Origin of the sequence: uncultured Mailhella sp. (assembly GCF_947631555.1) — a bacterium.
Taxonomy (GTDB): domain Bacteria; phylum Desulfobacterota; class Desulfovibrionia; order Desulfovibrionales; family Desulfovibrionaceae; genus Mailhella.
The window spans coordinates 1-12406 of sequence record NZ_CANRLT010000015.1; the positions used below are offsets into that span (position 1 = coordinate 1).

Annotated in this window: 20 protein-coding genes; all 20 read right to left on the bottom strand. The window is 57.6% G+C overall.

All coding sequences use genetic code 11. The annotated features are described in order from the left end of the window. Positions 1–420: 420 nt before the first annotated feature. Positions 421–1041 carry a DUF1796 family putative cysteine peptidase gene (locus Q0Z94_RS03500; RefSeq protein ID WP_298067635.1) on the bottom strand — a complete coding sequence of 207 codons (621 nt, stop codon included), beginning with the start codon at positions 1039–1041 and terminating at the stop codon, positions 421–423. A gap of 215 nt (positions 1042–1256) precedes the next feature. Beyond that, entirely contained in the window at positions 1257–2954 is a 1698-nt protein-coding gene (locus Q0Z94_RS03505; RefSeq protein ID WP_298067636.1) for a glucoamylase family protein, read from the bottom strand. A gap of 119 nt (positions 2955–3073) precedes the next feature. Further along, the gene (gene rplQ / locus Q0Z94_RS03510) at positions 3074–3466 is read right to left on the bottom strand and encodes a 50S ribosomal protein L17 (RefSeq protein ID WP_298067637.1); all 393 of its coding nucleotides are present in this window, start codon (positions 3464–3466) and stop codon (positions 3074–3076) included. Beyond that, entirely contained in the window at positions 3456–4499 is a 1044-nt protein-coding gene (locus tag Q0Z94_RS03515) for a DNA-directed RNA polymerase subunit alpha (protein WP_298067638.1), read from the bottom strand. The genes rplQ and Q0Z94_RS03515 overlap by 11 nt, the downstream gene beginning before the upstream one ends. A 12-nt stretch (positions 4500–4511) precedes the next feature. Continuing rightward, positions 4512–5138 carry a 30S ribosomal protein S4 gene (rpsD, locus tag Q0Z94_RS03520; RefSeq protein WP_298067639.1) on the bottom strand — a complete coding sequence of 209 codons (627 nt, stop codon included), beginning with the start codon at positions 5136–5138 and terminating at the stop codon, positions 4512–4514. Between the two features lie 25 nt (positions 5139–5163). Then, positions 5164–5553 carry a 30S ribosomal protein S11 gene (gene rpsK, locus Q0Z94_RS03525; protein WP_298067640.1) on the bottom strand — a complete coding sequence of 130 codons (390 nt, stop codon included), beginning with the start codon at positions 5551–5553 and terminating at the stop codon, positions 5164–5166. A 66-nt stretch (positions 5554–5619) separates the two neighbouring features. Continuing rightward, positions 5620–5988, bottom strand: coding sequence for a 30S ribosomal protein S13 (gene rpsM / locus Q0Z94_RS03530; RefSeq protein ID WP_298067641.1), 369 nt, complete (start codon positions 5986–5988; stop codon positions 5620–5622). 18 nt (positions 5989–6006) lie between these two features. Then, on the bottom strand, positions 6007–6120 hold the full coding sequence (gene rpmJ / locus Q0Z94_RS03535; RefSeq protein ID WP_005027799.1) for a 50S ribosomal protein L36: 114 nt from the start codon (positions 6118–6120) through the stop codon (positions 6007–6009). Positions 6121–6233: 113 nt separating this feature from the next. Continuing rightward, entirely contained in the window at positions 6234–7034 is an 801-nt protein-coding gene (map, locus tag Q0Z94_RS03540) for a type I methionyl aminopeptidase (protein ID WP_298067642.1), read from the bottom strand. 16 nt (positions 7035–7050) lie between these two features. After that, positions 7051–8349, bottom strand: a complete 1299-nt coding sequence (gene secY, locus Q0Z94_RS03545; RefSeq protein ID WP_298067643.1) for a preprotein translocase subunit SecY — start codon at positions 8347–8349, stop codon at positions 7051–7053. 3 nt (positions 8350–8352) lie between these two features. Continuing rightward, entirely contained in the window at positions 8353–8829 is a 477-nt protein-coding gene (gene rplO, locus Q0Z94_RS03550) for a 50S ribosomal protein L15 (RefSeq protein WP_298067644.1), read from the bottom strand. Then, the gene (rpmD, locus tag Q0Z94_RS03555) at positions 8829–9005 is read right to left on the bottom strand and encodes a 50S ribosomal protein L30 (protein WP_298067645.1); all 177 of its coding nucleotides are present in this window, start codon (positions 9003–9005) and stop codon (positions 8829–8831) included. Before rpmD ends, rplO begins: the two co-directional genes overlap by 1 nt. An 18-nt stretch (positions 9006–9023) precedes the next feature. After that, on the bottom strand, positions 9024–9527 hold the full coding sequence (rpsE, locus tag Q0Z94_RS03560; protein ID WP_298067646.1) for a 30S ribosomal protein S5: 504 nt from the start codon (positions 9525–9527) through the stop codon (positions 9024–9026). A 32-nt stretch (positions 9528–9559) separates the two neighbouring features. After that, a complete protein-coding gene (gene rplR, locus Q0Z94_RS03565) occupies positions 9560–9919 on the bottom strand; it encodes a 50S ribosomal protein L18 (RefSeq protein WP_298067647.1) in 360 nt (119 codons plus the stop codon). Between the two features lie 11 nt (positions 9920–9930). Continuing rightward, positions 9931–10473, bottom strand: a complete 543-nt coding sequence (gene rplF, locus Q0Z94_RS03570) for a 50S ribosomal protein L6 (protein WP_298067648.1) — start codon at positions 10471–10473, stop codon at positions 9931–9933. 44 nt (positions 10474–10517) lie between these two features. After that, positions 10518–10898, bottom strand: coding sequence for a 30S ribosomal protein S8 (gene rpsH, locus Q0Z94_RS03575; RefSeq protein WP_298067649.1), 381 nt, complete (start codon positions 10896–10898; stop codon positions 10518–10520). 29 nt (positions 10899–10927) lie between these two features. Then, positions 10928–11113: a type Z 30S ribosomal protein S14 gene (locus Q0Z94_RS03580; RefSeq protein WP_298067650.1), complete on the bottom strand. Its 186-nt coding sequence runs from the start codon at positions 11111–11113 to the stop codon at positions 10928–10930. Between the two features lie 10 nt (positions 11114–11123). Further along, entirely contained in the window at positions 11124–11663 is a 540-nt protein-coding gene (gene rplE, locus Q0Z94_RS03585) for a 50S ribosomal protein L5 (RefSeq protein WP_298067651.1), read from the bottom strand. 13 nt (positions 11664–11676) lie between these two features. Beyond that, positions 11677–11997: a 50S ribosomal protein L24 gene (gene rplX, locus Q0Z94_RS03590; RefSeq protein WP_298067652.1), complete on the bottom strand. Its 321-nt coding sequence runs from the start codon at positions 11995–11997 to the stop codon at positions 11677–11679. An 11-nt stretch (positions 11998–12008) separates the two neighbouring features. Beyond that, positions 12009–12377: a 50S ribosomal protein L14 gene (rplN, locus tag Q0Z94_RS03595; RefSeq protein ID WP_298067653.1), complete on the bottom strand. Its 369-nt coding sequence runs from the start codon at positions 12375–12377 to the stop codon at positions 12009–12011. Between the last annotated feature and the right edge of the window lie 29 nt (positions 12378–12406).

Here is a 12406-nt window from a genome sequence, read left to right on the forward strand (position 1 = left end):
CTCTGGCGTTGTTTCAGCGATTTCGCGTTAACGGCAAGATCGAAGAACTTTTATCATTATTAAAGTGATACTCTCCGCATGGGCGTGAAGACCATGTGACTTGAGCTTCTGGTCAAGGAAGAGGGGGGATCATCTCCATCAGAAAAAACTCTTGAGATAATATAAAACGGCTTCAAAAAAGCACATGTACGCATTCATGCCACATAAGGGCAATAGGCTCCCCCTTTACCAGTCGTCCCCCAGCAATTCCCGTTTCAGTCTGGCCCGTACTTTGTGGTGAAGAGATTTGCTTGGCAGAAAACAACCAACTATGTTAAGCAACTTTCTTATGCATTGTCTATATATCTTTACTCTTAGATAATTCTTTGTTTTTATTCTTGAAAAAATCGCATTTCCTATAGTTATATCACCGTCAGTATTTCACCCATTATTGATATGCGCTATAATCTTTATAATAAATTTTCCTAAACATCTTTCTTCAATTTTGTCAGAAGCATTATTATTCTGAATTATCAAAAGATAAATATTTTTATTAAACTTTCGAGAAAGTCTTTCTTGAGTATCAATGATATCTTCATCAGAAATATTTTCTCCTGTAAAACCCCACCAGACAAAAAGAACATATTTTACTTCATTAACTGTACTGTAAAGGCGCTTGATTCGGCGCTGATATTTTTTTATGACTTCAGGGTAGGCTCTATCTAAAATTGCCCCCTTGCTAAAATCATGAGGAGAAATAAGACCGATATTTTTATCTTTGTAAATATCACCATTCTCGTGCGTACCGACTTTTTCTAAGTTATCTTTTTCTAGAAAACCAAGAAAATCGTTAAGGATGAGTTCAACCCTTCTTTTAAAAGCAGCTCCCCCCAGCCAATCAAAGGGATAGGCAGCATCCCGCAGATAAAAAGCTCTAAGATAGTTTGCGCAGCCGCAATTCTCTCCAAGGCTGATGACCCGGTCAAAACGTGTAGTTTCAAGGAAGGATCGTTCGGCGGCGTTCCGGTTTGCTGCGTGTGGGGGAGAGGGAGGGGTAAACATACGATAACTCCGTTATTTCAATGAGTTTCCCAAAAAAAGACCGCAGATTGACATGTGGGGTTGCCTAAAAAACATGCCACCCGTCAAACTCTTTTTTGACGTACCCCGCAGCCCTTCCCGCACAAAAGGCAGAAAGCGCCGCTGTGCTCCTTCACCTCAGGACCACTGCCCGGACGAAAAGCCGCCCTTCCTGCGAGGCAAGTGCTGCTTCCCGTTCAGTGGAAGCGGAGCGGCAGAGAGTCGGAAACACCGCCCGAGCGCATGTGCAGGGTAAAAACCTCATCTGATGCCGGAGCGAACGGCTCGAAAGCCAGGACGTTTTCGCCCGTGCGCGCCTCGCGGGTAAAGCGCTTCACCACTCTGCCCTCAGCATCCGTGACACTGAAGAAGATCACCCGCTGTTCCGAGCTGCCGTAGGGAACCGTGTACAGGCCGGAATCGGGATGCCGCCGCAGATCCAGAGCGTCGGTTTCGTAGCCGGAATCCGTTCTGCGCAGGGGCAGGACAATCTGCGAAAAGCCATCGGCAGGCGGCAGTTCCCGCACTTCCATGCGGTCGAGTCCCTGCTGAACTTCCGGAATATTCATGAACAGCGTCCACAGAAGCCCGCTGCGGTAATTCTCCACCATGCAAACGATGGGAAGCTGGTCAATGGCCAGATAGCTGTCGTCAAACCAGCCGTCCTTGAGGCTGAAGGCGTCATACGGCCCGTACTTGCCCCACATCTGTTCCCGGTAATTCTCCCAGAGGTTCCACAGGACACGCATGGAGTACTCAGGCGTGTAGGGCATGGAGGCCAGTGCTGCGGTCGGCGCCACCGTGCCCACCTCGTTATAGGCCGACTGGTAGCGGTAGCCGCCCTTGATGTCGCAGGAGGTCAGCCCCCAGAAGCCCTCGCTGAACTGATGTTCAGCCGGGGCGGATTCCAGACAGTAGGCCCGGTTCATGAGCGCGTGGGTGGTGTTGCGCACCATGTAGCCGCGGCGGACATGCGCGTCTGCCATGCGGCGCGGGTCAAGTCCGATGAAGGAATAATGGGAAAGGAACATGCACCCGGCGTATTTATTGGCCGCCTCGATAGTATAGCCGTTGCCGGTCTTGGGGGTGTATTCCTCGGTGGAATACCAGAACTTCGCCGCTTCCCGCGAGATGGGATGCGTGGGAGAGCCGAGCGCCAGCACATACGCCACCATCGCTTCGTTGAAGCCTGAAATCTTCATGCCCATGTCAAAACCGTGATCCGGACTCCAGTGCCAGAACAGACCGTTGTTTTCGGCCTTGGTGAACCAGTGCCAGTCCACGCCTTCCCAGAGTTCGGTGATGTCCCGGCGCAGCTGCTGTTCGGTCTCCAGGTCGGCATCGAAATAGGCGCGGGCGATGAGCAGCCCCTGCATGAGGAAGGCCGTCTCCACGATGTCCGCGCCGTTGTCGTTTTCTCCAAACGCAATGGTTTTGCCCGTGCGTCCGTCCAGCCAGTGCGGGAAAGCCCCGTGCAGGCTCTGCCGTTCTGTCCTGTCCTTCAGAAAGCCCGTCATGGTAAGCAGGCGTTCCACAGCGGCATCCCGCTCTATCCAGCCGCGTTCCACTGCCACAACGATGGCGGCCACGCCGAAGCCCGTGCCGCCGGTGGTGGCCTGTCCGCTCTTGCTGTTGCGGCTGTCCTCATAGGCCAGCCCGGATTCGGGGAAGGTATGTTCCCACATATAGCGGAAGGCGTCCCGCTGAAGCCGATCCAAAAGCTCACGATCCTGCAGAGAGCCGTCATGGGCGGCGGCTTCCGGTGCTGTGGCTGTGTCAGGCTGAGCTTCAGCAGCGGTCTGCGCGGCAGCAGGTTCCTGCTCAGCCGCAAAAACCGGAGAGAACGTCAGAAAAAAAGCCAGAACCGTGACCAGAGAACAGAAAAATTTCAACATGGCGGCCATCCGCTGGACAAGACTTCGCGCTTCACGCGGCGAAAGACAGTGCAAATAAGGAAAAGGGGGAGCCACGAAAAGACGTGGTTCCCCCGGGAACAACCTGAATCAAAGGGCGCTCAGGCCTGCGCCGCTTCAGCAGGCTTGTCGGCTTCCTGCTTCGTCAGCTCAATGATGGCCATGGGAGCGCAGTCGCCGCGGCGCGGCAGGGCAAGCTTCACTACGCGGGTGAAGCCGCCGGGGATGCCCGCAAAGCGCGGAGCGATCTCATCGAACAGCTTCTGCACGAGCTGATGGCTGCCAAGATCGCGATACGCCTGACGGCGGGCGGCCAGATCATTGCGGCGGGCCAGGGTAATAAGGGATTCGACCACGCCGCGCAGCTCTTTGGCCTTGATCTCCGTGGTGCGAATACGGCCGTGCGTGAGCAGGGCCTTGGACATATTGCGAAGCAGAGCCTTGCGATGCGAAGGATTTCTGCTCAATTTCTTGCCAGAGTTGCTATGCCTCATGGTGCTGCTTCCTCTTCCATTCCTGGTATTTCTTATCGAAAGAATCGATCTTGATGCCGAAATCAAGGCCCATTTCCAAGAGAACATTCTTGATCTCGTCCAAGGACTTCTTGCCGAAGTTCTTGGTCTTGAGCATTTCATTCTCGGAACGCTGCACCAGTTCGCCCACCAGAGAGATGTTGGCGCTGCGCAGGCAGTTGGTGGCCCGCACGGAAAGCTCAAGGTCATCGATACTCTTGAAGAGATTTTCGTTGCATTCCCCGTTGTCGCTGACACCAAGACCGCCGTCTTCGGAAATCTGTTCGTCAAAGTTGATGAACACGGAGATCTGATCCTTGATGATCTTGGCACTGTAGGCGATAGCGTCTTCAGGGGTAACGGAGCCGTCCGTCCAGACCTCAAGGATGAGCTTGTCGTAGTTGGTCATCTGACCGACACGGGCAGCCTCGACGGTGTAGGCAACCTTGCGCACGGGAGAGAAGCTGGAATCGAGCTTGATGACGCCAATCTCGTCGCCGAGACCTTCGTGCATATCGGCGGGGACGTACCCCTTGCCCATGCGCACTTCAAACTCGAGATTGAACTCCACGTCCTCGGTGAGCGTGGCGATATGCAGTTCGGGGTTGAGCACGGAAACGTGCTGATTGCCCTGAATGTCGCCCGCGGTCACTTCACCCCTGGTGCCTGCGCTCAGGGTGATGACCTGGGGAACGTCCGTATCCATGGCGAGGCGAACCTGCTTGATGTTCAGGATGATATCCGTCACATCCTCGAGCACACCGGGAATGGTGGTGAACTCATGCTGCACGCCCGCGATCTTGACGGACACGAAAGCCGCACCCTGAAGGGACGCCAAAAGCACTCTGCGCAGCGCGTTGCCGATGGTGGTGCCATAGCCGTGTTCCAGAGGCTCGCACACGAACTTCCCGTACATGGTATCTTCGGGGTCGTTCTCGCGGACGATCTGTTCGGGCTTGACAAGCACCGCCCAGTTGCGGGCGTTGATGAGTCTGTTGGCTTGTTTGCTGAGCATGGCGCTTCCTGCTTATTTCGAGTAAAGTTCGACGATAAGAGATTCTTCGATGGGAGTCTGAATATCGTCGCGCTGGGGCAGGGCCTTGACAACACCCTTGAACGCGGAACCGTCCACTTCCACCCAGGCGGGGCAGCCGCGGCGGGCGAGTACGTCCTGAGCGGCGGCGATGACAGGGATGCCGCGATGCTTTTCGGGAACGGCGATCTCATCGCCCACGCGCACCTGAAGGGACGGAATGGTCACCTTGCGGCCGTTGAGCGTGAAGATGCCGTGGCGGACGAGCTGGCGCGCCTGACTGCGGGAGTTGGCGAAGCCCATGCGGTAGACCACGTTGTCCAGACGGCGTTCCAGGATGATGAGCAGGTTGGCGCCCGTCACGCCCTTGGCCATGTCCGCATCCTCGAAGTAGCCGCGGAACTGCTTTTCCAGCACGCCGTAGATGCGGCGCACCTTCATCTTCTCGCGGAGCTGAAGCGCGTATTCGCTGAGCTTCTTGCGGGCACGGCCATGCTGACCGGGAGCATAGGGACGGCGATCCTGAGCGCACTTGTCGGTGAAGCAGCGGTCGCCCTTCAAAAACAGCTTGGTGCCTTCACGACGGCAAAGCCGGCATTTGGCGTCATTATATTTTGCCAAGGCTAGTTCTCCTTGCCTTCATGCGTTAGACGCGGCGCCGCTTGGGAGGACGGCAGCCGTTGTGGGGGATGGGCGTAACATCGCGGATGAACGCGACCTTGAACCCGGCGGCGTTGATAGCGCGCAGCGCGGACTCTCGCCCCGCGCCAGGACCCTTCACATACACGCCCACGGTACGCATACCGTTGTCCTGAGCACGGCGGGCGGCGTTTTCTGCGGCCACCTGCGCGGCAAAGGGCGTGGACTTGCGCGACCCCTTGAAGCCGCTCTGACCGGCAGAGGACCAGCTCACGGTATTGCCGCGGGTATCCGTGAAGGTAATGATCGTATTATTGAAAGAAGCCGCGATATGGGCGATGCCCAGCGGAATATTCTTCTTTTCCTTCTTCTTGACTGCACGTTTGGCTCTTGCCATCTTGCACTTCCTTGGAGCTAGGGTGTCTTGATCAGCCGAAGCATGGCTGTATCAGATAACAGCTTCCTACTTCTTCTTGCCCACATTGCCGCGGCGCGGACCCTTGCGGGTACGGGCGTTGGTGTGCGTACGCTGACCATGAACGGGCAGACCACGGCGGTGCCGCAGGCCACGGTAGCAGCCAATATCCATCAGACGCTTGATGTTCGAAGCCACGTCGCGGCGAAGATCGCCCTCGACCTTGTGGTTCGTTTCGATTTCCTTACGGACTTCGTTCACCTCGTCGGCGCTCAGATCATCAATGCTGCGCGTCCAGTCGATACCGGAAGCGGCGAGGATCTGAAGGGCGGTAGCCCGGCCGATGCCGTAAATATAGGTAAGGGCGATGTCCGCTCTTTTACCACGGGGCAGTTCAATGCCTGCAATTCTGGCCACGTTAAGACTCCTGCAACGTTAGCCCTGGCGCTGCTTATGCCGGGGGTTTTCGCAGATCACTCTCAAAACACCCTTGCGCCGGATCACCTTGCACTTGGGGCAGATTTTTTTGACGGACGGCCTGACTTTCATCGCTCACTCCGTTAGTTACTTTCGATACGCGATTAGGGCGAAGATTCGCCTGAACCGTTTCTCTTATCTGGTTATCGTTACCCTGTCAAGGGCAGTAGTTCACGACGCGGAAATCACTTTCGGAAATTGCTCGACAGGCTGAGGATCTCAGCGCCGTCGGAGTGTATCGCTACCGTATGTTCCCAGTGGGCTGACAGACTGCGATCCTTCATCTTCGTCGTCCAGCCGTCCGGCATGATCTCCACTTCATGGGTGCCGATTGCCAACATAGGCTCAATGGCCAAAACCATGCCTGGTTTCAGCGGAGGTCCGCCCGGAACACCGTCGATCATGCCGCCGCGTGGCACGAAATTCGGAACTTCCGGCTTTTCGTGAAGGCTGGCGCCAACGCCGTGCCCCACAAAATCACGAACCACATGAAGCCCTTCCGCTTCGGCGTAACGCTGCACCGCCGCCGAAATCGCATACAAATTGTTCCCGGGGCGGGCCGCCTCAATGCCGAGTTCCAGGCAGTGCCTCGTCACCTCGGAAAGATGCCTGGCCTCCTCGGACACCTCGCCGCAGAAGGCGGTGCGGGCCGAATCCCCGTTGAAGCCCTGATAGTTCACGCCCATATCGAAGCTGATGATGTCCCCTTCCTTCAGAATGATGTCCCTGGAAGGGAATCCGTGGATCAGGGTTTCGTTGACCGAGCAGCAGACCGCGAAAGGATAGCCGCAGTAGTTGAGGAAATTGGGCGTCACGCCCATATCGCTGCACATCTTCCGCGCCAGCTCGTCAAAAAACATGGTGGAAACGCCGGGGCGCACGTTGGCCACCAGTTCGTCAAGAATGGCGGCCGTCATGCCGTTGGCCACGCGCATGAGTTCGATCTCATGCTCATTCTTGATAAAAATACCCCGGAACTTTTTCATGATGCACCTTCGCAGGCTACCGCCTGGACTTGCCCATAAGACCTTCGTACTGCTGCGAGATCATGTGGGATTCCACCTGCCCCATGAAGTCAATGGCCACGCCGACGAGGATCAGCAGGCTTGTTCCACCGAAGTAGAAGGGCACGTTGAACTGCGCAATGAGCAGCATGGGCAGCACGGAGATGATGGAGATATAGATGCCGCCCCAGAAGGTCAGCCGGGTGAGCACGTTGTCAATATACTCACGGGTCTTTTCGCCGGGACGGATTCCCGGGACAAAGCCCCCCGCCTTCTTCAGATTCTCGGCGATGTCCTTGGGGTCAAAGATGATCGCGGTGTAGAAGAAGCAGAAGAAGAAGATCAGGCCGACGAAGATGATGTTATACACAATGGACGTGGGCTGGAACCAGGAGACCACCCGCTGAAGCCACAGTGCCGTGGAGAAGCCCGCCACCGTTGCCGGAAAGAGCAGAAGGCTCTGGGCGAAGATGGGCGGGATGACGCCCGCGGTATTGATGCGCAGGGGCAGGTGCGTGGTCTGGCCGCCGTACATCTTTCTGCCGATCTGGCGCTTGGCGTACTGGATGGGAATCCGGCGCTGGGCGCGTTCGACAAAGACGATGCCCACGGTCACGGCAAGCATCATGATCAGGATAAGGAGGGCAAACACGATATTGATGTCCCCGGCCTTGATGAGCTGGTAGGAACGCACAAGGGCGCCCGGGATGCCCACCACGATGCCGGAGAAGATGATGAGGGAAATGCCGTTCCCTATGCCTTTCGCGGTAATCTGCTCGCCGAGCCACATGATCAGGATGGTGCCCGCCGTAAGGGTGACGATGGTCACCAGGCGGAATTCCCAGCCGGGATGGAGAACCACGGGAGCGTTTTCAGGGCTGACCATGCCCTCCAGGAGAGCGGCGATGCCGAAGCCCTGAATGACGGTGATCAGCACGGTGAGGTAGCGGGTGTACTGCGTGATCTTGCGTCTGCCGGCCTGCCCTTCTTCCTTGGCCATGCGCTTGATCTCGGGACTGACCACCTGCATGAGCTGCAGGATGATGGAAGCCGAGATGTACGGCATGATGCCCAGGGCGAACACGGAGACATTGCGGAGACCGCCGCCGGAGAACATGTCCAGCAGAGCGAACACCGACCCCTGGAGACTGGCGAAGAAGTGCGAGAGCGCGCTCACATCGATGCCCGGCACCGGCACATGGACCCCCACCCTGTACATGCACAGGATGAACAGGGTCCAGGCCAGTTTGATGCGCAGCTCAGGGCTTACCGCCCTTTTGTCCATGCCGGCTGCCATGGGCTATTCCCCGGCGGCAGCAGGTTCTGCGTCAGCAAGAAGTTCCTTCACTTCGCCGCCCGCGGCAAGGATCTTGTCCCTGGCGGACTGGCTGAACCGGAAGGCTTCGATGCTGACGGGACGGGACACTTCGCCTTTGCCGAGCACCTTGACGAGAGCGCCCCTGACCAGCCCGCGGCTGTAGATGTCCTCAAGCGAGATCTCCTTCTGATCTTCAGGGAAGGCAGCCAGCAGGCGATCGAGGTTGATGACTTCGTAGGTGACCTTGAACAGATAATTCTTGAAGCCGCGCTTGGGCAGACGGCGCTGAAGCGGCATCTGGCCGCCTTCAAAGCCGGGGCGGACGCCGCCGCCGGAGCGGGCGTTCTGACCCTTGTGGCCCTTGCCGGACGTGCCGCCCAGACCGGAACCGGCGCCGCGGCCGACACGCTTGCGGCCCTTGCGTTCCTCAGGGAAGGGATACAGTTCGTTAAGTCTCATTATGCAACGACCTCAACCAGGTGGGACACGCTGGCGATCATGCCGCGGGTGGCGGCGTTATCCTTAAGGGTTTTTACCATCTCACGGCGGCGCAGCCCCATGGCGTCCAGAACCTTTCTCTGGTACGGGGTCGTGCCGATACGGCTTTTGATGAGCTTTACCTTGATTTCAGACATGGCGATCCACCTTGTGCCCTACTTGCGGGGGGCTTCCAGTTTCTTACCGCGCACTTCGGACACGGCCTCGGCGCTGCGCAGGGAGGTCAGCCCTTCCACGGTGGCGCGAAGCACGTTGTGCGGGTTATTGGTGCCGATGGCCTTGGCAAGCACGTCGGTGACGCCGGCGGCTTCCATCACCGCACGCACCGCACCGCCGGCGATGATGCCGGTACCGCGGGAGGCGGGCTTCAGGAGGACGCGGCCCGCACCAAAGCGGCCAAGCACCTCATAAGGCAGCGTGCCTTCCACCAGGGGAACCTGAACCATGCTCTTGCGGGCGCGTTCGGTGGCCTTGCGCAGAGCTTCGGGCACTTCCTGGGCCTTGCCCAGACCATAGCCCACGTTGCCCTTGCCGTCGCCGACGACCATGAGGGCGCTGAAGCTGAAGCGGCGGCCGCCCTTCACGACCTTGGCAACGCGGTTCAGACTGACGATCTTTTCAATAAAGCCGGAATCCTGCTGCGTTTGCTGCTGTTCCATATCTATCCTGCTCTTGCTGTCCCGAAGGACCACTAGAATTCAAGGCCGCCTTCACGGGCGCCTTCGGCGACAGCCTTGATGCGACCGTGATACAGATAGCCGTTACGATCGAAGACAACCTTATGGATGTCCTTCTCCAGGGCCAGACGGGCGATCTCCCTGCCCACACTCTGCGCGCCGGCCTTGTTGCAGGAGGCCTTCTCACCGCCCCTGGACAGGGCCAGGGTGGAAGCGGCCGCCAGCGTGGTGCCGGTGGTATCGTCCACGATCTGGGCGTAGATGTGCAGGTTGGAGCGATACACGACCAGGCGGGGCCTTTCGGCCGTGCCGGAAATCTTCTTCCGGATATGCACCTTGCGGCGCTTCCGGCTCTCATTCTTGGAAAGAATCATGGCCGTTACCTCTACTTGCCCTTGCCGCCGGACTTGCCGGCCTTGCGACGGATGATTTCGTTTTCGTACTTGATGCCCTTGCCCTTGTAAGGTTCAGGCTTGCGCACACGGCGGATGCGGGCGGCAAACTCGCCCACCAGCTCCTTGTCGATGCCGGAGATGGTGAGCTTCGTGCCATCCGCTTTGGCTTCCAGTCCCTTGGGGAGTTCGAGGAGCACGGGATGGGAATAGCCGACGGAAAGATCGACTATGTTGCCCTTGACGGCAACCTTGAAGCCCACGCCGATGACTTCCAGCGTCTTGGAGAAGCCCTTGCTCACGCCCTCCACGCAGTTGGCGATGAGGGTGCGGCGCAGGCCGTGCTGGGCGTTGCTCTCGCTGGTTTCATCCTTGCGGGTCAGGGTAAGATGCCCGTCCGCAAGCTCATAATTCAGCAGTCCGCAGCGCGGAGTCTGCAAGGTCCCCTTGGGGCCTTTCACTTCGACCATATCTTCACCCAGCTTCACTTCCACACCCTTGGGAAGGACGATGGGCTTCTTACCTATTCTCGACATAGTTTTCTACCTTGGCTGAAGGTCGGACGGCTCCAGAGCCGCGATCACCAGACTTCACAAAGAAGTTCGCCGCCCGTCTTGTCTTCCTGGGCGGTCATGCCATCCAGAACACCGCGGGAGGTGGACAGGATGCAGATGCCGAGACCATTCTGAACGCGGGGAATCTCATGCGCGCCCACATAGACACGGCGCCCGGGCTTGCTGATACGTTTGAGACCCGTGATGGCGGGGCGTCCCTTCACATACTTCAGCGCAATGGTGATGGTGCGTTCATCAACGCTCACATCTTCCACATAGCCTTCCTGCTTGAGGATGGACGCCATGGCTTCCTTCATCTTCGAGCGCGGCACACTCACTTCCTTGTGAAGGGCCAGGTGTGCGTTGCGGATACGCGTGAGCATATCGGCAATGGGATCGGTCAACATGGTTTATCACTCCTGAAACTGAGCCGGAATTACCAGCTGGATTTGCGGACGCCCGGCAGCTCGCCGTTCAGCGCCTTATTGCGGAAGCAGATACGGCACAGGCCGAACTGACGCATGAATGCATGGGGACGACCGCACACCGGGCAGCGATTGTACGCGCGAACAGCAAACTTGGGCTTGCGGGCGGCTTTTACCTTGAGAGCAGTACGAGCCATGGCTCACTCCTTACTTGCGGAAAGGCATGCCGAGCTGCTCGAGCATCAGCTTGCTTTCCTTGTCCGTGGTTGCGGAGGTCACGATGGTGATGTTCATGCCCACGGGGTTTTCCACACGGTCGGACTCCATTTCGGGGAAGATCGTGTGTTCCTTGATGCCGAGGGTGAAGTTGCCACGACCATCGAAGCCACGATCCGGGATACCGCGGAAGTCGCGGACGCGGGGCATGGCGAAGTTCATGAGTTTGTCCAGGAAGTCCCACATGGCGTCCTTGCGCAGGGTGACGCGCACACCGATGGGCATGCCTTCACGCAGCTTGAACGCGGCGATGGATTTCCTGGCGCGGGTGACTACGGCCTTCTGACCGGCAATGGCGGTCAGGTCGGCAACACAGTCTTCAATCAGCTTCTGGTTCTGATTGGCAGAACCAAGACCGATATTCAGGGAGATCTTCTCGATCCCGGGGATCTGCATGGGAGACTTGTACGCAAACTCCTTCTGCAATACCGGAACCACCTTCTCACGATATATCGTTTCCAGACGGGTCATCGTCGTTCACCTTCTACAGGGTTTCGTTGCACTTCTTGCAGAAACGGACTTTCTTCCCGTCTTCGGTTGCCCGATACCCGACGCGGGTGGGCTTTGCGCAGTGCGGGCAAACCACCATCACGTTGGAGACGTGGATAGGCATTTCCTTGTCAACGATGCCACCGGGTTCGCGCTTGTAGGGATTGGGGCGGACGTTGCGCTTGGCAACGTTCAGCTTCTCCACAACAATGCGGTCGGACTTGCGAAGGATCTTCAGAACCTTGCCGATCTTGCCTTCGTCCTTGCCGGTGACCACCATCACCTTGTCGTCCTTATGGATACGAAACTGTTTCATAGCCTTTGCTCCTACAGCACTTCAGGGGCGAGGGAGACGATCTTCATGAAGTTGCGGGCGCGAAGTTCACGGGCAACGGGTCCGAAGATACGGGTTCCCACCGGTTCACCCTGCTTGGTCAGAAGCACGGCGGCGTTCGTGTCGAACTTGATGTAGGAACCGTCGGGACGGCGCACTTCCTTGGCGGTACGCACGACCACAGCTTCCATAACATCGCCTTTCTTCACCTTGGCGTGGGGGATGGCGTCCTTCACGGACACCATGATAATGTCGCCCACCGTGGCATAGCGACGGTGAGAGCCGCCCAGCACCTTGATGCAGGCCACTTCCTTGGCGCCGGAATTGTCGGCCACCTGAAGTCTGGATTCTACCTGAATCATGGATGTTTCCTTTTAGTCAGCCCGAAGAG